Below are 23,554 nucleotides of genomic sequence, written 5' to 3'. Positions count from 1 at the left end.
CGGCACCCGCGCTTTTTACCTGAACACTACCTGATTACTGCGCCGCCACCTTGGCCGGCTCCGCCACTACTGGCGTCATCTTCAGCGAACGGCTGAGGAAGCCCCAGCGGTCGGCCACTTCTTCGATCTGCTTCGTCGTCGGCTTGCCGGCGCCATGGCCGGCCTTGCTGTCGATGCGGATCAGCACGGGCGCCGCGCCGCCTTGCGCTGCCTGGGCAGCGGCGGCGAACTTGAAGCTGTGGGCAGGCACGACGCGGTCGTCGTGGTCGGCCGTCGTGATCATGGTGGCTGGATAGCAGCCGCCCGCCTTCAGGTTATGCAGCGGCGAGTACTTCACCAGCGCCTTGAACTGTTCGGCATCGTCCGACGAACCGTAGTCGGGCACCCAGCCCCAGCCCACGGTGAACTTGTGGAAACGCAACATGTCGAGCACGCCCACTTGCGGGATCGCCGCGGCGAACAGGTCGGGACGCTGCGTCATGGCCGCGCCCACCAGCAGGCCGCCATTGCTGCCGCCGCCGATGGCCAGCTTCGATGGCGAAGTGACCTTGTTGTCGACCAGCCATTGCGCCGCGCCAATAAAGTCGTCGAACACGTTTTGCTTGTTCAGCTTGGTGCCAGCCTGGTGCCAGGCTTCGCCGTATTCGCCGCCGCCGCGCAGGTTGGCCATCACGTAGACGCCGCCCATTTCCACCCAGGCAAGATTTGCCACGGAGAAGCTCGGTGTCAGCGAAATATTGAAGCCGCCATAGCCGTACAGATAAGTCGGGTTGGAACCGTCGAGCTTCATGCCTTTTTTCGAGACGATGAACATCGGCACCTTGGTGCCGTCGCGGCTGGTGAAGAATTGCTGGCGCGTTTCAAAGGCGTTCGGGTCGAAATCGACCTTCGGCTGGCGGTACACGCTGCTCTTGCCCGATTTCATGTCGTAGCGGTAGATGGTCGCCGGCGTCGTGAAACTGGTAAACGAGTAGAACGTTTCCGTGTCGCCACGCTTGCCGGCAAAGCCGCCGGCCGAACCGATGCCCGGCAAGGCCACTTCGCGCACCAGCTTGCCGTTCAGGTCGACGATCTTGATTTGCGTTTGCGCATCTTTCAAGTAATCGAGCACCAACTGGTTGTTGATCAGGTTGACGGCAACGAGGGTTTCCGCGCTTTGCGGCACGATTTCCTTCCAGTCGGAGGGCAGCGGTTTACGCGTATCGATGGCGATCACGCGCGATTTCGGCGCCTTGTTATCCGTCTTGAAGAAGAACACGGGGCCGTCATTGTCGATGAACGAGTACGACGCATCGAATGCTTCCAGCAAGCCCACCACCTTGGCGTTCTTTTGGCGCAAGTCCTTGTAGAAAATGCGGTTCTTGCGTTCCGTGCCTTGCGTGGCCGTGATGATCAGGTAATTGCCGTCGTCGCTGACGGTGCTGCCGCCAAACGCCCATTCCTTCTGGTCGGGACGGTCGAAGACGAGCACGTCGTCGCTTTGCGGCGTGCCGATCTTATGGAAATACAATTTCTGGAAGTAATTGATATCGGCCAGCTTGGTCGCTTCGTTCGGCGCATCATAGCGGCTGTAGAAGAAACCGGTGTTGTCCTTGGTCCAGGAAGCGCCGGAGAACTTGGCCCACTTGATGTGGTCCGTCAAATCCTTGCCCGATTCGATGTCGCGCACCTTCCACTCGTTCCAGTCGGAACCGGAAGCGGACGTGGCATACGCCAGGTACTTGCCGTTCGGGCTGATCGAAGTGCCGGCCAGCGCCACCGTGCCATCCGTGGACAGGGTGTTCGGGTCCAGCAGCAGGCGCGGCTCGTCCGTCAGTTTTTTCACCGTGTACAGCACGGCCTGGTTCTGCAAGCCGTCGTTGCGGCTGTAGAAGTAACGGCCGCCCTGCTTCGTTGGCGTAGAGAAACGCTCATAGTTCCACAGCTTGGTCAGGCGCTGCTTGATCGCGGCGCGCTCCGGGATGGTGCCCAGGTACGATTGCGTCAGCTTGTTTTGCGCCGCAACCCATTCGCCTGTCTCGGCGCTGTTGGCATCTTCCAGCCAGCGGTACGGGTCGGCGATGGTGGTGCCGAAATAGCTGTCTTGCTGGTCGACTTTTTTGCTGACCGGATACGTCACGGGTGCGCCATCGCCGGCCGGGCACGATGGCATCGCGGCGCTTTGCGCCAGGGCATTGCCACCGAAGGCGGCCATCAAGCTGAATATGAGGGTTGCACTACGTAATTGCATGGGTTGTTGTCTCATTGTTGGATGTCGAGGAAAGCAGGCCGCCGGCATACGCGGCGGCTGCCCATGTTGACTTTCGCCAAGAGAAATCATAGCGCGGATTGCCACTTTTAAAGCACAGTTATCCAGTGGATTTACCATCTTTTGTTTGGGGAATTTACGTGAATGACCATGATAAATCTCGCTTTCGCCGGAATCGGCAAACTGACGTTCATGCAAGAAACATTATCAAAAACAAAGTCGTTTCATCAAGCCGTCATAAATCTTCTTTACTATCGGCAACATGTTCATGGCCCGTCCAGAGGCCGTGCCGCCACATCCGCCTATGCACACTCTCGCCCTCCCCACCGCCACCGCCGCGCCGCCCGGCGCGGTGCCATCGAATGTGGCTTACCTGAAGCCGCCATCGGTATCCATGAGCATCGAAGGGACGGATGCCTTGCACGAGATCATTGCGGGCCGCAAGCTCAGCGCGCTGTTCCAGCCCATCATCCACATGCACAGCGGCGACATCATCGGCTACGAAGGCTTGATACGGGGGCCGTCCGACAGCCCATTGCACGCGCCGATGAATCTGTTCAAGGTGGCGCGCGCGCATGACCTGACCCTGGAAGTGGAGCACCTGTGCCGGCAAGTGGTGCTCGAACGCTTCGCCGAACTGCAACTGCCGGGCAAGCTGTTTCTCAATGTCAGCCCCGAATGCCTGTTGCTGCGCAATGCCCGCCATGGCGAGACCCTGGAATACATCGAGCACATCGGCATCAATCCGGACCGCGTCATCATCGAGCTGACGGAAAACCAGCCCACGTATGACTACGAGCTGATGCGCGAAGCGGTGCTGCATTACCGCAACATGGGTTTCCAGATCGCCATCGACGACCTGGGCGAGGGCTTTTCCAGCCTGCGCCTGTGGTCGGAACTGCGCCCGGAATACGTGAAAATCGACATGCATTTCATCCAGGGCATCAATAATGACCCCGTGAAACTGCAGTTCGTGCGCTCGATCCAGGAAATCGCGGAAAAATCGGGCACCCTGGTGATTGCCGAAGGCATCGAGGCGCAAACGGAATTGCTCGTCTTGCGCGACCTGGGCGTGGCGTTCGGACAAGGCTATCACCTGGGCCGGCCCAACGCGGTGCCGGCGCGCGCCCTGCCGGCCGAAGTGGTGCAGGCGCTGGGACGCAACGGCGTGGCCGTGTATCCGCAGCGCAGCAGCCTGGAAAAGAACGGCGCCAGCATCCGCAAGCTGCTGCACCGCGTGGCGGCCGTTTCGCCCGAGAAAAACAATAACGAGGTGTACGATATTTTCCTGAAAGACCCGAAACTGATGATCATTCCCGTCGTCGATGACGGCGTGCCGCTGGGCCTGATCAGCCGCTTCGAGATGATCGACCACTTCGCCCGTCCCTACCAGCGCGAACTGTATGGCAAGAAATCATGCAGCCTGTTCATGGATGCCACGCCCCTGATCGCCGACCACGAGACGAGCTTGCAGGAACTCAGCTACACCATGGTGCAATCGAGCGCCCACCATCTGTTCAACGGTTTCATCATTACCGAACACGGCCGCTACCTGGGCATGGGCACGGGACACGACCTGATGCGCGAAATCACGCAGATGCAGATCAACGCGGCCCGCTATGCCAACCCGCTGACGCAACTGCCCGGCAACGTGCCCATCAACGAGCATATCGACCGCCTGCTGCACAGCGGCAGCCGCTTCTGGGTCTGCTATTGCGACCTCGACCACTTCAAGCCCTTCAACGACGTGTACGGCTACCGCAAGGGCGACGACGTGATCCAGCTGACGGGAGAAATCCTCAGCAGCCATTGCGACCCGAACCGCGACTTCATCGGCCACATCGGCGGCGACGATTTCATGATCCTGTTCCAGAGCGAAGACTGGGAAGCGCGCTGCCAGGCCATGCTGGACGACTTCGCGGCCGCCATCCTCGCCTATTACAGCACCAGCGATTGCGAACGGGGCGGCTACATCAGCGAAGACCGGCAAGGCAAGAAAGTGTTTTATTCCCTGATCAGCCTATCCTTGGGCGTCATCAAGGTGGAAGCGCACCAGTATTACACGCACCACCAGATTGCCACGCAGGCGGCGGAAGCGAAGAAGCAGGCCAAGAAAATCCACGGCAACAGCCTGTTCCTGGACCGGCGGCAAGGCGCGGGCGCGGCACGCATGGATGCGTAACCAGGGGCAATAGTCAAAAGCTGGACAGGGACAGGCCAGGCACGCTCAAATACGCACGAGGTCGACAAACGCATTGCCGCTGCGGGCATCGGGCACGAATGCCAGGCTGATGCATGCCTCATCGCGGCGCGCCTGCAGGCGGTAACTGCCCGCAGGCACGTCGACGAACAGGCCGCCATATGCCGTGTCCGGTTCCAGGCCGCCGCCGGTGACGTCCTCCCCGGCGCCGATGAAGACGCGGCCGGAGACCACGGCCAGATGCACGACCACATGCGGCTCGGCAAGTTCGGCGTGCAAGGCGATGTCATACGCGCCGTCGCCGCCGACGTTGAAAAACGCTACCTGCCCCGCGTTCACGGCCGCCAGTTCCGCACTGGGAATACTCCACCAATCGCAGTCATCTTCCAGCTTGTGGCGCAAGAGGGCCGGGTCGAACACGCACAGGGTGGCCGTGCCGGTCACGATTCTCGTCATGCCGCCAGCGGCGCCGGTCCCAGCAGCGGCTGGCTTTCCACGTACTGCGCACTGGCTTGCGCCTGCCATGGAAAATGGCCATCGCGCGACGGCCAGACGATCTGGTACACGGTAAACTCGTCGCCCTGGTAATACCAGCGCGCATAGCCGACATAGTTGCGGTATTGCTCGACGGGCACGCGCACGAAGGCGCACTGATGGCCCTTCAGCAAGACGTCCGTGGTGGCCGTGAAATCCGTGATGGCGCCGCTGCGCGCGGCGTCCAGCGCCACGTCGAGTATCTGGTGGGCCACGGCCCGCGGCAAGCCCATGATGAGAAATTCAGGCTGGCCAAAGCTGTGGCAAGCGCCTATCGTGAAGGCGTAGCCGGGCCCCTCTTCATCGGCACTGATATGCACGCCATGCCAGCCATGCGTGGCGATGTCGTCGATGACTTTTTGTTCGGATGCATCCTCGCCTGCCTGCCTTACCATGTTCCGCCTTTCGCTGTGCCAAAAACCACGCCGCCTTCGCGACATTCCTGCCGGCAATTATCGCACGCAGCCCGCGTCCGCGCCCACGCTTCAGTCGCGCTGTGGGCGTGGCGGCCGTGGCGGGGAACGCACCTGGTGCCATTGCCGCATGCGCTGCTGCGCCTCTTGCAGCTGTGCCGGCTCCAGCCTGGCGGCAGCCGCTTCCCGCGCCCTGGCCGCTCCGCTATCGCCGCCCTCGGCCGCCAGCGCCAGCCACATATAGCCGCAAACGGGATCCTTCTCTACGCCGCGCCCGCTGTTGTACATGCCGCCCAGGTTGTACTGCGCCAGCGCATGGCCCTGGCCGGCCGCGCGCGCATACCATTGCACGGCCAGGCCATCGTCTTGCGGCACGCCGTGACCGCTTGCATACATGACGCCCAGGTTGTTTTGCGCGCTGGCATCGCCCTGCTCGGCCGCCGTGCGGTACCAGCGCACGGCGCACACCTCGTCGCGCTCCACGCCCTGGCCATTGGCATACATCACGCCCAGGTTGAACTGCGCATTCGACGCGCCCTGGGCCGCCGCCCTGGCATACCAGTCCAGCGCCTGGCGCAGGTCGTGCGCGACGCCCCGCCCGCCCGCAAACATTCCGCCCAGATTGTATTGCGCCATGCAGTGACCTTGCAGGGCGGCACGCCGGTACCAGACGACGGCGCGCGCCTCGTCCTTGTCCACGCCCTGCCCCCGCGCCAGCATCAGGCCCAGGTTGAACTGGGCGTCGGCGTCATCCTGCTCGGCCGCCCGCTGCAGCCAGGCGTAGGCGCGCAGCTGATCGGGCGCCACGCCCAGGCCTTCCGCATACGCCACGCCAAGTTGCCGCTGCGCCACAGCCAAGCCCTGGGCAGCGGCCTGGCGGAACCAGGCCAGCGCCTGCGTATCGCTTTGCGCCACGCCCTGGCCCCGCTTGTAGACGAGCCCCAGGTTCAGCTGTGCCTGCGCATCGCCCTGCAAGGCTGCCTTGCGGAACCACGCCAGGGCCAGCGCATCGTTCTTTTTCGCGCCCAGCCCTTGCGCATACGCCTCGCCCAGCAAGGATTGCGCGCTGGCCACGCCCTGTTCGGAGGCACGGTAAAACCACGCCAGGGCCAGTTCGTCGCTCTGCAGCACGCCCCGCCCCTTGCGGTACATCTGTCCCAGGTTTTGCTGGGCCGAGGCGTCGCCCTGCGCGGCCGCGCGGCGGAACCACAGCACGGCGTCCTCGTCGCTCTGCGCCACGCCGCGGCCGTGGTAATACAGGGCGCCCAGGTGGTTTTGCGCGAACGCCAGCCCTTGCAGCGCGGCCAGCCGTAGCCAGACAAAGGCGCGCGCATCGTCCTGCGCCACACCTTCGCCCTTCTTGTACATCAATCCCAGATTGAACTGGGCGTAGGCATTGCCCTGCTCGGCAGCCGTGCGGAACCAGATATACGCCTCGTGGCTATCTCTGGCAGTATGGTGCTTGTCCATGTGCGCCCCCATCCACATTGCGCTTGCTGGCAGCACGCGCAAAACGGCGGCCCAGGGCGGCGAAATCATGTGTTGCTTAAATTTTAAATTCGATGCGGGGGAAGGACTTGAGCAGGCTCAAACGAAATAACAAAATTATATCGTTTTGATGAGCCCGCTTAGGCAGGCATGGCGCTCAGCGGCGTGATGGGTGTTTTTGCAGGAATTGCGGCACCTTGGCGGCGGCCAGCTTGTTCAGCGACACGAGCAAGTCCGCGTCGACGTCGGCGATGCCATAGCTGCTGCGCAAATGGCGGCCGATATGGATCAGCACCTGCGCCGCCACTTCCGCATCGGACTCGGCCCTGTGGGCTGCGCTCTTGAAGGCGATGCCCAGCTGGCTGGACAGCAAGCCCAGCTTGTAGCTGGCCATGCCGGGAAACACGCGGCGCGACAGTTTCAATGAACACACGAGCGACTGGTGCGCAGGTGTCAGGTTCAGCCTGGCGCTTTCCGCGCGCAGGAATTTTTCATCGAAGCTGGCATTGTGCGCCGACAAGGCATCGCTGCCGATGAAGTCGAGCAGCTGCGGCACCACCTCGGCCACGGGCGGCGCCTTGTCCACCATCGCTTGCGTGATGCCCGTCAAGCCCGTGATGAACGAGGGGATGCGCGCATTGCAGTTGATCAGGGTCACATAACGGTCCGTGATCTGCCCGCCCTCGATGCGCAGCGCCGCCACTTCCGTGATGCGGTCGCCCATGTCGGGAGATAAACCGGTCGTCTCGAAGTCGATCATGACGATCGGTTTGTCAAACACATTCATGGGGCGCTCTTTCGTGGGTGCAACAGTGGGGGTATCGATAAAATGCGCAGGGCAAGGCGCCGCGTCGCAGACAGTACACCAGTACGGCAAGACGCGGCAACGCCGCCATGCACATTTTATCAACCAAATTTACGCACGGCGTCCAGCGCCAAACCCGCACCGATACTGCCGAACAGATCGCCTTCGACCTTGCGCGCGGCCGGCACCAGGGCTGCGATCTTTTCGCGCAGCAAGCGCACACCGCTCGAACCGCCCGTGAAGAACACGGTGTCGACGGCTTCCGGCGCCACGCCCGCGTCGCGCAGCAGACGCAGCACGGTTTCTTCCACGGAACCGCACAAGTGGCCGATGGCCTCGTCGAACTGCGTGCGTTTGAGCAACAGACTTTGCGCGGGCGACAAGCGGTCCAGTTCCAGCTGCACTTCGGCCGCATCGGACAGGGCAATCTTGCCTTCTTCAACTTTCATGGCCAGCCAGTGGCCGGCGCGCTCGTCGATCAGCTTTTGCAGGCGCCCCATCTTGTCTTGCTCACGTGCATCGCGGCACACGTCGGCCAGTTGCACCCAGATCTTCTTCGTGTAGGCCAGGTTGATCGTGTGCCAGGTCGCCAGGTTGAAATAATAGCTGGACGGCACTTCGCTATTGTTATGCAGGCGGCTGCCATAGCCCAGCAGAGGCATGACGGACGACAGGCTCAGGTATTTATCGAAATCCGTGCCGCCGATGTGCACGCCGCCGGTGGCGAGGATGTCGTCGCGCCGCTCGGTTTTCTTCGCCCGTTCCGGCGACAGGCGCACCAGCGAAAAGTCGGACGTACCGCCGCCGATATCGGCGATCAGTACCAGTTCTTCCTTGTCGATCTGCGACTCGTAGTCGAACGCGGCGGCAATCGGCTCGAACTGGAACGCGACGTCCTTGAAACCGACGGAGCGCGCCACTTCGGCCAGCGTGTCTTGCGCCAGCTGGTCGGCTTGTGCATTGTCATCGATAAAGAAGACGGGACGGCCGAACACGGCGGACGAGAATTCGCGGCCGGCGGACTGCTCGGCGCGACGTTTCACTTCGCCAATGAATTGTGCCAGCAACATGCGAAATGGCAAGGCGCGGCCACCCACTTCCGTCTGGCCATCGATGAGGCTCGTGCCCAGCAAGCTTTTCAGCGAGCGCATCAAGCGCCCCTCGTAACCGGCCAGATAGCCGGCCAGCGCCGCGCGGCCAAAACTGACTTCCTCGTCTTCCGCATTGAAGAAGACGACGGACGGTAAGGTCGTCTTGCCATCTTCCAGGCCGAGCATGGTGCTCTGCCCGGGACGTGCCCAGCCTACCGTGGAATTTGACGTGCCGAAATCGACGCCGCAAGCATTGGCCATGTCGACCCTTCCCTGAATAAAGGGGCGTTATGTTATCAGAAGGCAGGCTATTGCACCAGAAAAACCCATTCGACGGGGTCAACAGCATAAACTTGCTTTGCATCAAGTAGCGGCCGCGCGCAAAAGCTACTCTTGGGAAATGAATGCCGAGCAACTCGGCCAGCTCCCGGAGACCCATCGTGCCCCTCGCCCGCCTGCGCCACCCGCGCCACCTGCCCGCCGCTTTGCTGCCTGCTACCGTGCTGGCGACCTTCCTCGTTTCCCTGGCCGGCTGCGGCGGCGGTTCCGCCGATGCCCAGGCCGGCGCCGGCTGCTCGCTGCACAGCACGGCAGGCTGCGGCGGCAGCCCGCCGCCCACCGTGCCGCCCGTGAAGCCGCCGGTCACCCCGCCCGTGACGCCCCCCGTGATTCCTCCCGTCACGCCGCCCGAGCCGGCCAGCCTGGCCAGCGCCGTCAACCTGGTCTTTTCCAGCACGGAACTGGCCTCGGCGGGATTGGCCGGCAGCGAAGTGGCCGTCACCGCCCTCGTCAAGGATGGCGCCAACCTCGCCTTGCCAAACGCAAAGATTTCCTTTGCCGCCGATTCCGGCATCCTCGGCAGCGTCGACGCCGTGACGGACAAGAACGGCCAGGCGCGCGCCCTGCTGGGGACCGGCGGCGCCAACAGCAACCGCAGCATCACCGTGACGGCGACTGTCGGCGCGCGCAGCGGCAAGGGCACGGTGGCCGTGACGGGCAGCAGCGTGGAAGTGCTGGGGCCGGCCGCCCTGATGCTGGGCCAGGGCGCCGACCTCACCGTCACCGTGCGCGACTCGGCGCGCAAACCCGTGGCCGGCGCCGCCATCGCCTACAGCACGGGCGCCGGCAACGGCGTGCGCGTCAAGGATGGGGGCGCGGCGCTCAGCAATGCGCAAGGCCAGCTGGTGCTGCGCCTGACCGCTGGCAGCCTGGGCAAGGATGCCGTGTCCGTCAGCGCGCTGGGCGCCGCCGCCACGCAAGCGTATGCCGTGGCCGGCAGCGACCTGCGCCTGAGTCCGGCCGTGGGCCAGGACGCCAGCGGCGCGGACGTGCTGCCGGAAGTGGCGACCCTGGCGTGCCAGCCCATCGACGCGCGCTATGACAAGGCGGGCGTGCCGCAAGCGGGCAGCGCCAGCCTGTCGACCTCGCGCGGCAGCCTGTTCAGCGACAGCGCCTGCAGCCAGGCCTTGCCTGCCAGTTTGATTTTTAGCAATGGCAACTTGCCGCGCAGCTATGTGCAATCGGCCAACGCGGGCGTGGCCACCCTCACGGCCGCCGTGGCGGGCGGCCCCTCGGCGCAGACGCGGCTGGAATTCGTCGCGCCCCTGAGCGGCGCCAGCAAGCTGGCCGTGCAAGCGGACCCGGCAGTGCTGCGCGCGAATACGACCACTTCGGCGGCATCGGCCGACAACGTCAGCACAAGTATCAGCACAATCAGCGCCGTGGTGCGCGATGGCGCGGCCAACAACCTGATCAAGAACGCGCCCGTGCTGTTTTCCATCTTGAGCGACCCCAGCGGCGGCTACCTGCGGCAGGCGGGCCGGGTGCTGACGGGCAGCGATGGCCTAGCGCGCGCCGTGTATGTGGCGGGGCCGGCCGACAGCGGCCGCGACGGCGTGCTGATCCAGGCCCGCATCGAAGGCGCGCCACAAGCGGCGGCCACGGCCCTCGTGCGCCTGACGGTGGCGCGGCAAGCGCTGTCGATCAAGCTGGGCACGGGCAGCCTGCTGCGCGAATATTCACCCAGCGTGCTGCAGAAGGACTTTGCCGTGTTCGTGTCCGACAGCGCCGGCAATGCCGTGCAGGGCGTCGCCATCACGGCCGCCGCCTGGCCCAGCCGCTATGCCAAGGGATCTTATGTATGGCAGGCGGACAAGCCCGAGTTCCCCGACACGGGCGTCTGGCGCCCGGCCCTGCCCCTCTACAGCTGCGCCAATGAAGACGTCTTGCGCAACGGCATCTTTGACGCCGCCTACGACCGCAACGGCAATGGCGTGCTCGATCCGGGCATCCCCCTGACCGTCAGCGCCAGCGGCCAGAGCGACGCGCTGGGCATGGCCACCGTCACCGTCAGCTATCCGCGCAATTATGGTTCCTGGGTGCACGTGGCCCTGACCGTGCGCGGCACCGTCAGCGGCACGGAAGCGAGCGCCACGGCGGAATGGCCATTACCCACGCTGGCCAGCGATTTCAGCGCGCGCCGCGTGGACCCGCCGGGACGCCTCAGCCCCTATGGCAGCGGGCCCTGCGACAGCGCCGATTGAGGAGCAAGCATACCACTTGCCATTCAGTCATATTTTTTGCAACATGAACAAGAAAACAGTCTTGCCATGCGGCAATCTTTTACGCTATGCTCATTCTGCCCGCCCAGGCCGCCACAAGCGGCCGGGCCTGCAGGAATACTTTGAGACAGGTTGCTTGCCAGACCAATATGCGAAAAAAGAATACTGTAGCCCGGACACCCAGCACCGCCAGCCGCGCCGTACCCGGCGCCGGACGGCGCGTGACCTCGTATGACGTGGCCTTGCTGGCCGGCGTGTCGCAATCGGCCGTGTCGCGCTGCTTCAAGCCCGGCGCCAGCATCTCGCAAGCCACCCACGCCAAGGTCATGCAGGCGGCCATCAGCCTCGACTACATCCCCAACGCGGCCGCGCGCAGCCTGATCACGCGCCGCTCGAACCTGGTGGCCGTCATCATTTCCAACCTGGCCAATCTGTACTATCCGCAAGTATTGTCCGACCTGAGCCAGCACATCGCCCGCCAGGGCAAGCGCCTGCTATTGTTTACCCTGGAGCGCGAAGCGGACATCGGCAAGGTCCTCAGCGATGTGTGGCAATACCAGGTCGACGGCGCCGTCGTGGCCGCCTGCCTGTCGGACGAGCAGATGGCCGAATTCGGCCGGCGCGACGTGCCCCTGGTGCTGTTCAACCGCAGCCCGCGCGAACACGCCGTGCATGCCGTGCTGTGCGACCAGGGCGAAGCGGCGCGCCTGCTCGTCTCGCGCCTGGCCGAAGCGGGCCACCGCCAGTTCGCCATCATCGACGGCCCCGGCGATTCGGCCGTCGCGCAGGAGCGTAAGGCCGGCATGCTGGATCGCTTGCTGACCCTGGGCTTGCCCGCGCCCATCGTCGTCAGCGGCAACTACGACTACGCCAGCGGCGGACGGGGCTTGCGCAAGGTCATCGACCGCCTGGGCCGCGTGCCGGACGCCGTCATTTGCGGCAACGACATCATGGCCATCGGCTGCCTGGACACGGCGCGCCACCAGATGGGCATCCAGGTGCCGCTGCAAATGTCGGTGGCCGGCTTCGACGCGCTGGAAGCGTCCGGTTGGCTGAGCTACGACATCACCACCCTGCGCCAGCCCGTGCAAAAGATGGCCGCCGATGCCGTCGCCATGCTGGGCGAGCTGATGGAACGGCGCGGCGGCAGCGCCGAGCGGAGACGGTATTGCTCGTATCTGGTGGAAGGGAGTACGGCCAGACTGACCAGCGAACCGGCGTATATGGCGCAGCGCCTGGGAATAATGGCCGCCGCCTGAAAAACGCCCGTGGCGTTGTTGCGGGGGTTACTCTTGTCCTTCGCCGTACCCGCGTACTGTCTTCGGGGCGGCGCCTAGCCACAGGCGTTTTTCCGACGTTAACTCTGATCCCCCAGAAACCTTGCACATAAAAAAACCTCGCATCGCTGCGAGGTTTTTCACTTGCAAGACCAGGGAATCAACCGAAGATCTTGCCCTTGAGCATATTCAAGCCCTGGCTGACAAGGTCGTTGCCTTCCGGCACCTGACCGTCCGGGGTCAGCTTGTCGATCAGCTGGGGCAGCAAGGCTGCCAGGCCGCCCGAGGCCGCGTCCGGGGCGACGCCCGCTTTTTCAGCGATCTGGGTGATCGTGTCGCTGCCCAGCGCATCCTTGATCTGTTCGCCGGAGACGGGCGCATTGGCGCCCGTGCCGATCCAGCTGGCCACCTGGTCGCCCAGGCCGCTTTCCTGGAATTTCTGCAGCAGGCCGGGCAAGCCGCCATGCTGGTTGACCAGGTCCATCACGCTGGCCATCAATCCCGATGGGGCTTCCCCGTCAGCACTTTTATTGCCCAAAGCGCTCATCGCCTGTCCTGCAAGTTGATCTAGCAAACTCATCGTATTCTCCTGAACGCTATCGATTGGTGCCGCGTGACCGCGGTGTCCGGCATGGCGCAGACCATTCTCCGCCATGGAAATCATTATACTATGAATAATAACAGTGACATAATTACAATCTCAAGGCGAACGCACAGACGGCCTCACTGTCGAGGCGCCCACCTCCATCATATTTAGTTCGGCACAACTTGCAAGCGTAAATTGACGGTTCTCAAAAACGTGTAGAATTAATTTTCCCACTTACTGAGGAGTATCAACACATGAACATCAATAAAGCGGTAGACAAGGCTTACGAAAAAAAGACGTTCAAGGAAATCGCTGATGCACCCGTCGATGCGTTGCAAGGCGTGAGCGAGAAGGATGCGGAGCTGCTCAAGCAGGCATTCAATATCAAGACCGTGCGCGACCTGGCAAACCTGAAATACTCGAAGTGGGCGCGCGCCATCGTCACCCTGGCCGATACGGAAGAATAGACCGGGCCATGCCTCAGGCATCCCCGTCAGCACAGCCCGCCCCAACCGGCGGGTTTTTTGCTTCAGGCCAGCGAGCGGCTGGCAAGCCGATAGCCGCGCGGAGGCGCCATTGGCCACGCCGCTGACCCTGCCGGGCATTTGCTGGCCCCTGCACGCGAGCACGGGCCGTCTTGCCGTCACCACGTCCCACATCACGGGCCACTTTCGCGCCGGTGCGGGACTGGACGCCGTCATCGTGTGCGATCTGCTGCCCGCTGGAAAATTTCGCAATGGCGCGGCGCGACACTGGTGCCGCACGCACCAGTGCTACTGGGGCACGCAAGCCGACCTGGCCGCCTGCCCATCCGCGCAACCCATGCAATGCCGCCAGCACGCCAGCCCCATGGGCTATGTGCTGTATCCGGAATTGTTCGACCCCACGCAATTCCACACCAGCACCCTGCGCCTGGGCAATGATGGCCTGCTGCAACTGCGCGCCCGGGCCAATGACGGCGGCGCCCTGTTCAGCCGCGACCTGCCAGCCCTGACCATCGACTGCCGCGCCCTGCCCGGCCTGTTTCCTCCCGACATAGTGCAACTGAATATCACACCGCCCGCCGCGCAGACGTTCGCCGCCGCCTTGCAGGCTGGCGCGCCGCTGGGCTGCAGCGACTGCGCCCGCTGCGGCCACCCGCACCTGGACCTGGGCGACTTCGCCCTGGCGCCGCACCGGCGCCACAGTTGCGGCCATTGCGGCCACGACGCCTCGCACAGCGCCACGGCCATCGTCTCGACGCCCTTGTGGCGGCTGCGCCAACGCTACCCGCACTGGTTCTGACGCAATGCTTCCGAAGGTGCGCCCGCCCACAGTCGGCCTGCCCGCCTGTGCGTAGACTGGCCCCATCGCCACCAACAGGAATAGCGCCATGCCGCACACCCCGCCACATGACGACAATAATCAAGCAGGCGAGGAAGGCGACTTGTCCGACCTGCTCAGCGAATTGCGCATCCTCTTGCCGGGCGCGCAGATGCTGACGGCCTTCCTCATCATCCTGCCCTTCAACGGCGGCTTCTCGAAGATCGTGCAGGCGGAAAAAATCGTCTTCCTGCTGACATTCTTCCTGTCCATGACCAGCCTGGTGCTGCTCAGCGCGCCAGCCATCCAGCACCGCGTGATGCGCCCCCTGCAAGACCGCGAACGTTTCAAGCGCGTGGCCGACCGCATCATGATGTGCGGCGCCTTTTCGCTGGCGCTGGCGTTCATCCTCGGCACCAATCTGGTGATGTCGGAAGTGTTCGGCCACGTCGCCGGCATCGTCGCCTGCGTACTGATGGGCTCGCTCATCGTCTGCATGTGGTGGTGGCTGCCCCTGCACCTGAAGCGCGCCAGGAAAATCTAGAACACCTAACCAAACCTGCTGCGCGTCGCGATTTGCGGCCTCCGATGCTCACTGTGCTCAAGCACAGCTCCGCTTCTCAGCCACAACTCATCCCGCTCGCTACGGTTTTGTTAGGTGTTGCTAAGCGGCTGCGCCCGCCTGCTGCAGCAAGGTTTCCCGGAAGATGCCCACCAGCGGACGCAGATTGACCTTGTGCCAGGCCAGCCACAGGGGCGTGCGGTAGCTGAACCACGGCAATTCCCTCACGACGACGCCGGCCGGCGCGTGCTGGCGCAAGCTGTGCTGGATCATGGCCATGCCCAGCCCGGCCGCCACCAGGCCCAGCGCCGTCAGCGGCTCTGTTGCTTCCATGCGGATGTCGGGCGTAAAACCGGCGCGCGCGCAGGCGGCGATGAAGTTATCGTGCTTCAGCACGCTTTCCTTGTGCAGCACGGCAATCCACTCCTGGCCCGCCAGGTCGTCCGGGGTCAGCTGGGCCTTGTCCGCCAGCGGATGCGTCGCGGGCAAGGCCAGCAGCATGGGGTCGCTCAGCACTTGCGCGCAATCGAGGTCTGGATCATTCGGCAGCGGCGGCTCGCACAGCAGCGCGATATCGAGGCTGCGCTGGCGCAAGCCCTCGATCTGCTCGGCCGAATGCAGGTTGTACAGGGCCACGTGCACTTGCGGCCGCGTGGCGCGCAAGGCGCGCAGCCCCTCCGGCAAGACGCCCGCATGCATGGCGTTTTCGATGTAGCCTATGCACAGGCCGCCCTCGTCGCCGCGCCCCAGGCGTTTCGCCAGCGCTTCCAGGCGGTTCCCGTGGGTAATGAACGCGCGCGCTTCGGCCAGGAAGGTGTGGCCGTCGCGCGTCAGGCGGATGCGCTGGGCGCTGCGCTCGAACAGGGTCAGGCCCAGCCGGTCTTCGAGTTGGGCGATCTGCCGGCTCAGCGGCGACTGGGAAATATGCAGGCGCTCGGCGGCCCGCCCCACGTGTTCTTCCTCGGCAACGGCGATGAAGTATTGCAATTGGCGTATGTCCAGCATATCAGACCTTTCAGGACTCAAGTTGCGCCAATTATGTCTTGGACAGGCTTAACTTGTCCAGCTATTCTGTCTGCACTGACTCACTCATTGAAGGAAAACACCATGACAATCAAACACTTACTGACAGGCAAACTGGGTTTCGGCACGGCGCCGCTGGGCAATATGTTCCGCAACATTCCGGAACAGGAAGCGCTGGCGACCGTCGACGCGGCCTGGGAATCGGGCATCCGCTACTTCGACACGGCCCCGTTCTACGGCGCCGGCCTGGCCGAGCTGCGCCTGGGCGCCGCCCTGAAGCAGCGCCGCCGCGACGATTACGTGCTGAGCACCAAGGTCGGCCGGCTCATCCTCGACGAACTGGAAGACCCCGCCGCCCGCGAACTGGGCGAAAAAGGGGGCTTGTTCGAATTTGGCCGCAAGAACAAGATCGTCGATGACTACTCGGCCGACGCCACCCTGCGTTCGATCGAAGACAGTCTGAAACGTCTGGATACGGACCGCCTCGATATCGTCTGGGTGCACGACATCGCCCAGGATTTCCACGGCGACAACTGGCTGGCGCAATTCGAGATTGCCCGCACGGGCGCCTTCCGCGTGCTGACCCGCTTGCGCGAAGAAGGCGTCATCAAGGCCTGGGGCGTGGGCGTAAACAAGGTGGAACCGCTGGAACTGACCCTGGACCTGGCGGAAGCCCAGCCGGACGCCTTCTTGCTGGCCGGCCGCTACACCCTGCTCGACCATGAACGGGCGCTGCAGCGCCTGATGCCGGGCGCGGCAAAACAGAACGTCGACATCGTCGTGGGCGGCCCCTACAGCTCGGGCATCCTGGCCGGCGGCGCGCACTTCGAATACCAGAAGGCTTCGCCCGAAATCATTGCCAAAGTAGAACGCATCAAGGCGATTGCCGCGCGCCACGGCGTCAGCGTCAAGGCTGCCGCCCTGCAATTTTCCTTGGCCAATCCGGCCGTGGCTGCCGTGATCCCCGGCGCCAGCCGTCCGGAACGCCTGGCCGAAGACCAGCAGGCATTGCACAGCGTCATCCCCGCCGCCTTCTGGCACGACATGCGCGCCGAGCAACTCGTGTCGCCATTCGCCCCGCTGCCAACTGGCGCCAACTAATAGATAAGGAAAGCATATGGCACACACCACCACCTCGATCGACATCGCCGCCACGCCGGCGCAAGTATGGCAACTGATCGGCGGCTTCAATGCCCTGCCCGACTGGCTGCCCTATATTCCCAGCAGCACCTTGAGCGCAGGGGGCCGCATCCGCCACCTGGCCAATCCGGCCGGCGACGTCATCGTCGAGCAACTGGAAGCGTACGACAACACGGCGCGCAGCTACAGCTATTCCATCCTGCAGGCGCCATTTCCCGCCACCGACTACCTGTCGACCCTGCAAGTGGAACCACTTGCCGGCAGCGCGGGCGCGCGGGTCACCTGGTCGGGCCGCTTCACGCCCGTGGGCGTGAGCGAGCAGGAAGTGACGGACCTGTTCCACGGCATTTATGTGGCGGGACTGGAAGCGCTGCAGCAATCGTTAGCGAAGTAACACGCAAGGAAGACCATTTCCGCCACAGCCAGGCTTTCTTCGCTCTCCCTGTGGCGGAATCGCGCAGATTCCGTGTTATCGTTAACAACAAGAGCAATCGCTGTTGTGTGCAGTGCAGCAGATTTTAGCCGGCGCCCTGCAGAGCTTGCCCGAATCTCTTACAATGTTGTCTTTGGGCAGCTCTTCTAGCCCGAAAATACCGGCCATCCGTCGACTCTGGTGGCGCATTGCCACCTCCGGCTGGGCCACTGCGCGCCCCTCCGCCCTGTCATTCTTTACCCAACTAACAAGAACATGCACGCCTCCGTAGATCCCCTGATTCCGCGCGTCACCGCGCCTTTTGGCGCTGGATACGCCGACCTGGCCCTGGCCATCGGCGGCCTCGCCATCGGCACGGGCGAGTTCGCCTCCATGAGCATCCTGCCCGTGGTGGCCGACGACCTGGGCACGACCTTGCCGCAGATGAGCCACATGATCAGCGCCTACGCGCTGGGCGTGGTCATCGGCGCGCCCCTGATCACCATCTTCCTGGCGCGCATGCCGCGCCGCCTGATGCTGATCTGTCTGATGCTGATGTTCGCTGGCGGCAACTTGCTCAGCGCCATCGCCCCAAATTATGGCTTGCTGGTGGTGGCCCGCTTCGTGGCCGGCATCCCGCACGGCGCCTACTTTGGCGTGGCGGCGCTGGTGGCGGCCGCGCTGGCCGAACCGGATCGGCGCGGCCAGGCCGTCGCGCGCGTCCTGATGGGCTTGACCGTGGCGAATATCTTCGGCGTGCCGCTGGCAACCTACATCGGCCAGACCCTGGGCTGGCGCTCGGCCTTCCTGCTGGTCGCCGCGCTGGGCCTGCTGACCATGCTGATGGTGCGTATCTTCGTGCCCATGGTGGCCGCCGGCGATTCCAGCCCGCGCCGCGAACTGGGCGTGTTCCGCCGCCTGCAAGTGTGGCTGACCCTGCTGATGGTGGCGATCGGCTTCGGCGGCATGTTCGCCGTCTACACGTTTATTACGCCAACCCTGCTGGAAGTGACGAAAGTGTCGCCGCTGGTCATTTCCATCTTGCTGGCCATCATCGGTATCGGCATGACGGTGGGTAATCTGATCGGCGGCTGGCTGGCCGACCGCTCGCGCCTGTGGACCATCTTTGGCGTGCTGCTGTGGAACGTGGCCGCGCTGGCCGCCTTTACTTATACCAGCAGCAATGTCTGGTTGACGGCGATCAACCTGTTCGCCATCGGCGCCGGCATCGCCGTCGCCCCGGCAGTACAGACGCGCTTGATGGACGTGGCCGGCGACGCGCAAACCGTGGCCGCCGCCCTCAACCATTCAGCCTTCAACATCGCCAACGCGCTGGGCGCCTGGGCCGGCGGCATCGCCATCGCCATGGGCATGGGTTTGCGCTCGACGGGCTGGGTGGGCGCCATGCTGGCCTGCGGCGGCATCGTCGTGCTCGGTATTTCCGTGCTGGTGGAAAACCGCAGCCGGAATGTGAGCGGCGCGCAGCCGGCTTGATGATGACGAGAGCGGCAGCCTGCCCAGGCAGCCGCTCTGTTGCCAGTGCTCAATCTTCGATGGCAAACGCCACCGCCGCCTCGCAATGAATGGCCGTGGTATTAAATAGCGGCAAGTCCACATCGCCCTGCTGAATCAGCAGCGGTATCTCCGTACATCCCAAAATCACGCCCTGCACGCCTTGCCGCCGCAGTTTCTCGATGATGGCGAGAAAAAATTTCCGGCTGGCATCGGTAAAGATATTCTGCACCAGTTCCGTATAGATGATGTCGTGGAGGATGTCCTGGTCGGCCGCCTCGGGCGTCACCGTGGCAATGTCCAGCTGCGCCAGCGCCTGGTGGTAAAAACTCCCTGCCATCGTCTGCTTGACGCCCAACAAACCCACCTTGCGTATGCCCGACTGCTGCACCCGCTTTGCCGTTTCCTCGACGATACTGATAAAAGGCAAGCCGATGCGCGGCACGACGGCCGGCGCGAAGCGGTGCGCGCCATTCGCGCACAACAGGAAGAAGTCCGCGCCCATGTCTCGCAGGCGCTGCCCTTCCCCGACGAGGAATTGCTCGATGGCATGGGAATCGGGCTGCGCTGCGTGCGCGACGAAATCGGCCTGGTCCATGCTGACCAGCATGATGCGCGCGCTGTGCGCGGACCCGATGCGCGCCACCAGCATTTCATTGATGAGCCGGTAGTATTCCAGGGTCGAAGCCCAGCCGATGCCGCCAAGTAAACCTATAGTCTTGTTTTGCACATTATTCCCAGCGAAAAGAATTGCGCAAATTATACGGTGAGATATATCAATTTATCTCAGCGATGCAAGCGGACAGGACTGTCAGAAGTGAAGCATGTCAACGATGGTGCGACAGACCACTTAACGGTCCGTACAACTCGCGCCAAAGCCCGTACGCCATTGCCTGTAGCCCGTTCCCGCGTTAGCGGCCTCCGCCAGCAAACGCTGTATCGCATGGAAGCCAAACAGGCTGGCGCAGGCGCACAGCGCGGCGTCATCCACTTCATCCTCGTATGCATTAAGAAATAGTTCTGCCAGTAAGCCTTGCAGCGATGCATAGCTGCGCCACACCTCGTCAATATTTTCCAGGCTGCAGCGCTCGAAACAGCCATTGGCAGGATTGAAGTAATCGAGCACCATGCCGCATTCCCACAAGGCCACGATACCGTTCCCTGCCATGGGCGAGGAACGCCATGCACGCGCCGCTTGGCAACGGTAATCCAATGGCGATGCAACGCTATCACCATCCAGATGAGCCAGCAAAGCTTCGCTGAGTCCCAACGCGCGCAGCACATTATTGTCAGTCATCTGCACCTACTTGATATCATGGGTATTGGAGGTCTGTCGGCGGTATTCGCGCTCGAACGCGGCCATGCTCTCCGCCTGCGCCCACAGGCTGGCAATATAACGGAATTCATCCTCGAACGGCAGCTCGAAATCGGCTACGTCCATCGCATACTCGCAATTGCGGCTCAGCATGACCAGCCAGTTGGGATAATCGAGCGCCGGGTACAGGCGGGTAAAGATAGCATCGAGCGACGCCGCGCTTTCCCGGCCCGCCAGATAGGCGGCGCGCAGTTCGACGATGTATTTTCCGGCCAGGAATTGTTCACCGAGGCGCTGCATTCCCCGGTAGCGCGCGATGATCACCTCGGCCAGCGGCAGCACCTCGTCGCGGCCCCGGGCGCTGGCCAGCAGCACGGCTTCCAGGTCGTCGCCTTCCTCGTCTCGGCGCAGGCGTTCCACGGCCCAGTCCACGCAGCGGTCGGCATGGCCAAAGCCCATGCGCAGCTGGAAAACGGCGATTTCAAGTTCTGTCAGTTGTTCCATTACCTTCAATTCATTCTTACTATTCTGCACCCGCCTGCAACATCTTCTGTAACACCGCATCGAGCTCATAAAAATCCACGGGCTTGGTCAGATGCAAATCAAAGCCCGCGTCGGACGCCATCTGGCGGTCCTTGTCCTGGCCCCAACCCGTGACGGCCACGAGGATGGCGTCCTTGCCGCAGGGCTGGCTGCGCAACAGCCGCGCCACGTCGTAGCCATTCATGTGCGGCAAGCCGATGTCGAGCAAGATCACTTGCGGCATGAAGGTTTGCGCGGCCGCCATGCCGGCCGCGCCGTCGTAGGCCGTGCGCACGTCATAGCCGAGGATGTCGAGCGCCAGCGCCAGGCTTTCGGCCGCGTCGGCGCTGTCGTCGATCACCAGCACCTTGCCTTCGCGCGTGCCGGCCAGCAAGCGGCGGTTGGGTTCGGGCGGCGCCTGCAAGGGCACGGCGGGCAGCGGCAGGCGCAAGGCGAAGGTGCTGCCCTGCCCCACGCCATCGCTGTGCGCGCTGATGCTGCCGCCATGCAACTCGGCCAGGCCGCGCACGAGCGATAGGCCGATGCCCAGGCCGCCCTGGGCCCGCGACAGGGCCGGTTCCAGCTGCGAAAACAGGTCGAATACCGTGTCCAGGTGCTCGGGCGCGATGCCGATGCCCGAATCGCGCACGCTGATGTGCACGTCGTTGTCCGTGCATGCCACTTCCAGTCCGATGACGCCGTTGGCGGGCGTATACTTGATGGCGTTCGTCAGCAGGTTGGCGATCATCTGTCCCAGGCGCGTGGCGTCGGCGTCGAGCCAGATGGCTTGCGGCCATTGCTCCACGAGCACCTTGTGGCCGGATTGCACGGCCAGCTCCGCCACGCTGTGCAGGGCCGCCTCCACCACGGGCGCCAGTTCCACGCTGGCGCGGCGCAGTTCCAAACGCCCCTGCGTGATGCGCGACACTTCCATCAAATCGTCGACCAGGTGCGTCATGTGCCCCACTTGCCGGCCCAGCACGTCGCGGGCCCAGCGCAGCTGCGGGTCGTCCAGTTGCGCCAGGCGCAACACTTCCAGCACGTTGCGCATGGGCGCCAGCGGATTGCGCAACTCGTGCGCCAGGGTCGCCAGGAATTCGTCCTTGCGCCGGTCGGCGGCCGCCAGCTGTTCATTGAGCTCGCCAGCCTCCTTGCGCGCCAGTTGCAGCTGCTGTTCATACTTGCGCCGGTCGCTGGCGACAAAGACGGCGATCTCGTCATAACGCACGCCATCATGTTCGCGGCGCACGGCATTGAACAGCATGGGGATGGACTGCCCCTGGCGCTGGCGCATGTCGAGCAGGATTTCCGACACGCTGCCCTGCACCTGCATCAGCGGCAGCCAGTGCGTCTGGTGGAATACGCGCCCGCCGATGGTCAGCAAGTCCTGCAGTTTCTTTTTCCCGAGCAACTCCCCGGCGCCATAGCCGAGCCAGCCGCAAAAGGTGGCGTTCGCCTGCACGATGGTGCCGTCGGCCGTGCACAGCAGCAAGCCGCAGGCCGCGTGCTGGAACAAGGTGCTGGCGTCAGGCAAGGAAGGCATCGTGTCGCGCATTACAGGTGTTGGCCGTCGAGAAAGTGGCGGATGGCGCGGTAGCTGGCGTCGGGCACGCTCATGTGCGGACAATGGCCCACATTTTCGAGCACGTGCAGGGTGCTGTGCGGCAACATTTCACGCAAGTACACACCCACGCAAGGTGGCGCGATGAAGTCGTCGCTGCATTGCACGATCAGGGCCGGCGTGCTGTTCTGCGGCAAGACGGCGCGGTGGTCGGACAAGAACGTGGCTTGCGCGAAATGCCGGGCGATGACGGGGTCGGTGCGGCAAAAACTGTTCGCCAGGTCTTGCCCCAGCGCCGGCTGCCCTGGCGCGCCCATGATGGCAGGCGCCATGCCGGCGGACCAGCCCAGGTAATTGCTGTCCATGGCATCGAGCAAGTCGTCGATATCGGCACGGCTGAAGCCGCCCCGATAGCCGGCCGCCGCATCGTCGACATAGCACGGCGACGGCGCCAGCATGACTTGCGCGGCGAACAGTTCCGGCTCGGCGATGCTGGCCAGCAAGGCGCTCATGGCGCTGACGGAATGGCCGATGCAAATGACGGGGCCGCCGCCGACGGCATGGATGACCTGGCGCAAATCGGCGCCATGCGCGTCGAGCCGCGCGTAGCTATCGAAATCATAGGCACTGAGGTCGGAAGCGCCACTGCCGACCAGGTCGAACAGCACGGTGCGGTAGCGCGCACGAAACAGCGGCTCCAGGTAACGCCACATGGTTTGGTCGCAGCCAAAGCCATGCATGAACACCATGGTGGCAGCCGCGCCCGCCTGCGGCGCACCGTTGCATTCGCGAATGCGGACATTGTTCCGGTCTTCTATGCGCATGCCGCCTCAGCCTTGAATATTTCCATGTGGAATGTAAATTAACTTCTTGCTAGCATCTTAGCATGCGCCATTTGACCCTGGGCAACACCATTGTCGCTGGACAAACGCCACGCCACGGCGGATAATGAGAACGATTCCCATTATCAAAATAGCAGGCGTGTGCCTGGCTTTTCCCTGT

At 63.5% G+C, this 23,554-nt stretch carries 22 protein-coding genes; 9 read left to right on the top strand and 13 right to left on the bottom strand.

The genetic code is table 11. From position 1 onward, the window contains the following. Nucleotides 1–34: 34 nt before the first annotated feature. Nucleotides 35–2,230 carry a prolyl oligopeptidase family serine peptidase gene (locus tag O0881_RS01160; RefSeq protein WP_289909705.1) on the bottom strand — a complete coding sequence of 732 codons (2,196 nt, stop codon included), beginning with the start codon at nt 2,228–2,230 and terminating at the stop codon, nt 35–37. A 412-nt stretch (nt 2,231–2,642) separates the two neighbouring features. Between O0881_RS01160 and O0881_RS01155 the strand changes: the two genes are divergently transcribed. Then, a complete protein-coding gene (locus O0881_RS01155) occupies nt 2,643–4,430 on the top strand; it encodes a GGDEF domain-containing protein (RefSeq protein WP_289911435.1) in 1,788 nt (595 codons plus the stop codon). 45 nt (nt 4,431–4,475) lie between these two features. Here O0881_RS01155 and O0881_RS01150 read toward each other — a convergent pair whose 3' ends face one another. The 5 genes from O0881_RS01150 to O0881_RS01130 all read right to left on the bottom strand — a co-directional run bounded on the left by O0881_RS01150 (nt 4,476) and on the right by O0881_RS01130 (nt 9,040). Then, nucleotides 4,476–4,904: a DUF6386 family protein gene (locus O0881_RS01150; protein ID WP_289909704.1), complete on the bottom strand. Its 429-nt coding sequence runs from the start codon at nt 4,902–4,904 to the stop codon at nt 4,476–4,478. Further along, nucleotides 4,901–5,377, bottom strand: coding sequence for a DUF4262 domain-containing protein (locus O0881_RS01145; protein WP_251348931.1), 477 nt, complete (start codon nt 5,375–5,377; stop codon nt 4,901–4,903). The genes O0881_RS01150 and O0881_RS01145 overlap by 4 nt, the downstream gene beginning before the upstream one ends. A 90-nt stretch (nt 5,378–5,467) precedes the next feature. Then, nucleotides 5,468–6,865, bottom strand: coding sequence for an SEL1-like repeat protein (locus O0881_RS01140; protein ID WP_289909703.1), 1,398 nt, complete (start codon nt 6,863–6,865; stop codon nt 5,468–5,470). Between the two features lie 175 nt (nt 6,866–7,040). Then, nucleotides 7,041–7,670 carry a 3'-5' exonuclease gene (locus O0881_RS01135; RefSeq protein ID WP_171985014.1) on the bottom strand — a complete coding sequence of 210 codons (630 nt, stop codon included), beginning with the start codon at nt 7,668–7,670 and terminating at the stop codon, nt 7,041–7,043. Between the two features lie 119 nt (nt 7,671–7,789). Then, the gene (locus tag O0881_RS01130; protein ID WP_034781446.1) at nt 7,790–9,040 is read right to left on the bottom strand and encodes an Hsp70 family protein; all 1,251 of its coding nucleotides are present in this window, start codon (nt 9,038–9,040) and stop codon (nt 7,790–7,792) included. Nucleotides 9,041–9,219: 179 nt separating this feature from the next. Between O0881_RS01130 and O0881_RS01125 the strand changes: the two genes are divergently transcribed. Together O0881_RS01125 and O0881_RS01120 are read left to right on the top strand one after the other, a co-directional pair. Continuing rightward, nucleotides 9,220–11,322: an Ig-like domain-containing protein gene (locus tag O0881_RS01125; RefSeq protein WP_289909702.1), complete on the top strand. Its 2,103-nt coding sequence runs from the start codon at nt 9,220–9,222 to the stop codon at nt 11,320–11,322. Between the two features lie 239 nt (nt 11,323–11,561). Beyond that, nucleotides 11,562–12,599 carry a LacI family DNA-binding transcriptional regulator gene (locus O0881_RS01120; protein WP_251348933.1) on the top strand — a complete coding sequence of 346 codons (1,038 nt, stop codon included), beginning with the start codon at nt 11,562–11,564 and terminating at the stop codon, nt 12,597–12,599. Between the two features lie 178 nt (nt 12,600–12,777). Here the strand turns inward: O0881_RS01120 and O0881_RS01115 are convergent, their stop codons facing one another. Next, nucleotides 12,778–13,197: a YidB family protein gene (locus O0881_RS01115; RefSeq protein ID WP_034751100.1), complete on the bottom strand. Its 420-nt coding sequence runs from the start codon at nt 13,195–13,197 to the stop codon at nt 12,778–12,780. 260 nt (nt 13,198–13,457) lie between these two features. Here O0881_RS01115 and O0881_RS01110 point away from each other — a divergent pair, with 260 nt between their 5' ends. The 3 genes from O0881_RS01110 (at nt 13,458) to O0881_RS01100 (ending at nt 15,049) form a co-directional block, all read left to right on the top strand. Continuing rightward, on the top strand, nt 13,458–13,670 hold the full coding sequence (locus tag O0881_RS01110) for a hypothetical protein (protein ID WP_034751103.1): 213 nt from the start codon (nt 13,458–13,460) through the stop codon (nt 13,668–13,670). Nucleotides 13,671–13,779: 109 nt separating this feature from the next. After that, nucleotides 13,780–14,487, top strand: a complete 708-nt coding sequence (locus O0881_RS01105) for a hypothetical protein (RefSeq protein ID WP_289909701.1) — start codon at nt 13,780–13,782, stop codon at nt 14,485–14,487. A gap of 88 nt (nt 14,488–14,575) precedes the next feature. Further along, the gene (locus O0881_RS01100; protein ID WP_289909699.1) at nt 14,576–15,049 is read left to right on the top strand and encodes a DUF6328 family protein; all 474 of its coding nucleotides are present in this window, start codon (nt 14,576–14,578) and stop codon (nt 15,047–15,049) included. Nucleotides 15,050–15,169: 120 nt separating this feature from the next. Here the strand turns inward: O0881_RS01100 and O0881_RS01095 are convergent, their stop codons facing one another. Then, entirely contained in the window at nt 15,170–16,072 is a 903-nt protein-coding gene (locus O0881_RS01095) for a LysR family transcriptional regulator (protein ID WP_289905165.1), read from the bottom strand. A gap of 102 nt (nt 16,073–16,174) precedes the next feature. Here O0881_RS01095 and O0881_RS01090 point away from each other — a divergent pair, with 102 nt between their 5' ends. The 3 genes from O0881_RS01090 to O0881_RS01080 all read left to right on the top strand — a co-directional run bounded on the left by O0881_RS01090 (nt 16,175) and on the right by O0881_RS01080 (nt 19,136). After that, entirely contained in the window at nt 16,175–17,191 is a 1,017-nt protein-coding gene (locus O0881_RS01090; protein ID WP_289909697.1) for an aldo/keto reductase, read from the top strand. A gap of 16 nt (nt 17,192–17,207) precedes the next feature. Continuing rightward, entirely contained in the window at nt 17,208–17,624 is a 417-nt protein-coding gene (locus O0881_RS01085; protein ID WP_289909695.1) for an SRPBCC family protein, read from the top strand. Between the two features lie 294 nt (nt 17,625–17,918). Beyond that, nucleotides 17,919–19,136, top strand: a complete 1,218-nt coding sequence (locus tag O0881_RS01080; RefSeq protein ID WP_083299622.1) for an MFS transporter — start codon at nt 17,919–17,921, stop codon at nt 19,134–19,136. A 49-nt stretch (nt 19,137–19,185) separates the two neighbouring features. Here the strand turns inward: O0881_RS01080 and O0881_RS01075 are convergent, their stop codons facing one another. The 5 genes from O0881_RS01075 to O0881_RS01055 all read right to left on the bottom strand — a co-directional run bounded on the left by O0881_RS01075 (nt 19,186) and on the right by O0881_RS01055 (nt 23,376). After that, complete coding sequence (locus O0881_RS01075) at nt 19,186–19,884, bottom strand: amino acid racemase (protein ID WP_289909694.1); 699 nt, start codon at nt 19,882–19,884, stop codon at nt 19,186–19,188. A 120-nt stretch (nt 19,885–20,004) separates the two neighbouring features. Next, complete coding sequence (locus tag O0881_RS01070; RefSeq protein WP_289909693.1) at nt 20,005–20,451, bottom strand: hypothetical protein; 447 nt, start codon at nt 20,449–20,451, stop codon at nt 20,005–20,007. 6 nt (nt 20,452–20,457) lie between these two features. Continuing rightward, nucleotides 20,458–20,973: a hypothetical protein gene (locus O0881_RS01065; RefSeq protein WP_289909692.1), complete on the bottom strand. Its 516-nt coding sequence runs from the start codon at nt 20,971–20,973 to the stop codon at nt 20,458–20,460. 19 nt (nt 20,974–20,992) lie between these two features. Next, a complete protein-coding gene (locus O0881_RS01060) occupies nt 20,993–22,534 on the bottom strand; it encodes an ATP-binding protein (RefSeq protein WP_289909691.1) in 1,542 nt (513 codons plus the stop codon). A gap of 11 nt (nt 22,535–22,545) precedes the next feature. Beyond that, nucleotides 22,546–23,376 carry an alpha/beta hydrolase gene (locus O0881_RS01055; RefSeq protein WP_289909690.1) on the bottom strand — a complete coding sequence of 277 codons (831 nt, stop codon included), beginning with the start codon at nt 23,374–23,376 and terminating at the stop codon, nt 22,546–22,548. Nucleotides 23,377–23,554: the final 178 nt, after the last annotated feature.

The sequence above is a fragment of the Janthinobacterium sp. SUN100 genome, assembly GCF_030397705.1.
GTDB classification, from domain to species: Bacteria; Pseudomonadota; Gammaproteobacteria; order Burkholderiales; family Burkholderiaceae_D; genus Janthinobacterium; species Janthinobacterium kumbetense.
The sequence above is the reverse complement of the archived record's forward strand: the minus strand, read 5'-3'. Positions and strand labels throughout refer to the sequence as shown.

Excerpts from the sequence above, each read along its gene's own strand:
- O0881_RS01160 (WP_289909705.1), bottom strand. The coding sequence starts at position 2,230 with ATGCAATTACGTAGTGCAACCCTCATATTCAGCTTGATGGCCGCCTTC.
- O0881_RS01155 (WP_289911435.1), top strand. The coding sequence starts at position 2,643 with ATGAGCATCGAAGGGACGGATGCCTTGCACGAGATCATTGCGGGCCGC.
- O0881_RS01150 (WP_289909704.1), bottom strand. The coding sequence starts at position 4,904 with ATGACGAGAATCGTGACCGGCACGGCCACCCTGTGCGTGTTCGACCCG.
- O0881_RS01145 (WP_251348931.1), bottom strand. The coding sequence starts at position 5,377 with ATGGTAAGGCAGGCAGGCGAGGATGCATCCGAACAAAAAGTCATCGAC.
- O0881_RS01140 (WP_289909703.1), bottom strand. The coding sequence starts at position 6,865 with ATGGACAAGCACCATACTGCCAGAGATAGCCACGAGGCGTATATCTGG.
- O0881_RS01135 (WP_171985014.1), bottom strand. The coding sequence starts at position 7,670 with ATGAATGTGTTTGACAAACCGATCGTCATGATCGACTTCGAGACGACC.
- O0881_RS01130 (WP_034781446.1), bottom strand. The coding sequence starts at position 9,040 with ATGGCCAATGCTTGCGGCGTCGATTTCGGCACGTCAAATTCCACGGTA.
- O0881_RS01115 (WP_034751100.1), bottom strand. The coding sequence starts at position 13,197 with ATGAGTTTGCTAGATCAACTTGCAGGACAGGCGATGAGCGCTTTGGGC.
- O0881_RS01110 (WP_034751103.1), top strand. The coding sequence starts at position 13,458 with ATGAACATCAATAAAGCGGTAGACAAGGCTTACGAAAAAAAGACGTTC.
- O0881_RS01100 (WP_289909699.1), top strand. The coding sequence starts at position 14,576 with ATGCCGCACACCCCGCCACATGACGACAATAATCAAGCAGGCGAGGAA.
- O0881_RS01095 (WP_289905165.1), bottom strand. The coding sequence starts at position 16,072 with ATGCTGGACATACGCCAATTGCAATACTTCATCGCCGTTGCCGAGGAA.
- O0881_RS01090 (WP_289909697.1), top strand. The coding sequence starts at position 16,175 with ATGACAATCAAACACTTACTGACAGGCAAACTGGGTTTCGGCACGGCG.
- O0881_RS01085 (WP_289909695.1), top strand. The coding sequence starts at position 17,208 with ATGGCACACACCACCACCTCGATCGACATCGCCGCCACGCCGGCGCAA.
- O0881_RS01080 (WP_083299622.1), top strand. The coding sequence starts at position 17,919 with ATGCACGCCTCCGTAGATCCCCTGATTCCGCGCGTCACCGCGCCTTTT.
- O0881_RS01070 (WP_289909693.1), bottom strand. The coding sequence starts at position 20,451 with ATGACTGACAATAATGTGCTGCGCGCGTTGGGACTCAGCGAAGCTTTG.
- O0881_RS01065 (WP_289909692.1), bottom strand. The coding sequence starts at position 20,973 with ATGGAACAACTGACAGAACTTGAAATCGCCGTTTTCCAGCTGCGCATG.
- O0881_RS01060 (WP_289909691.1), bottom strand. The coding sequence starts at position 22,534 with ATGCCTTCCTTGCCTGACGCCAGCACCTTGTTCCAGCACGCGGCCTGC.
- O0881_RS01055 (WP_289909690.1), bottom strand. The coding sequence starts at position 23,376 with ATGCGCATAGAAGACCGGAACAATGTCCGCATTCGCGAATGCAACGGT.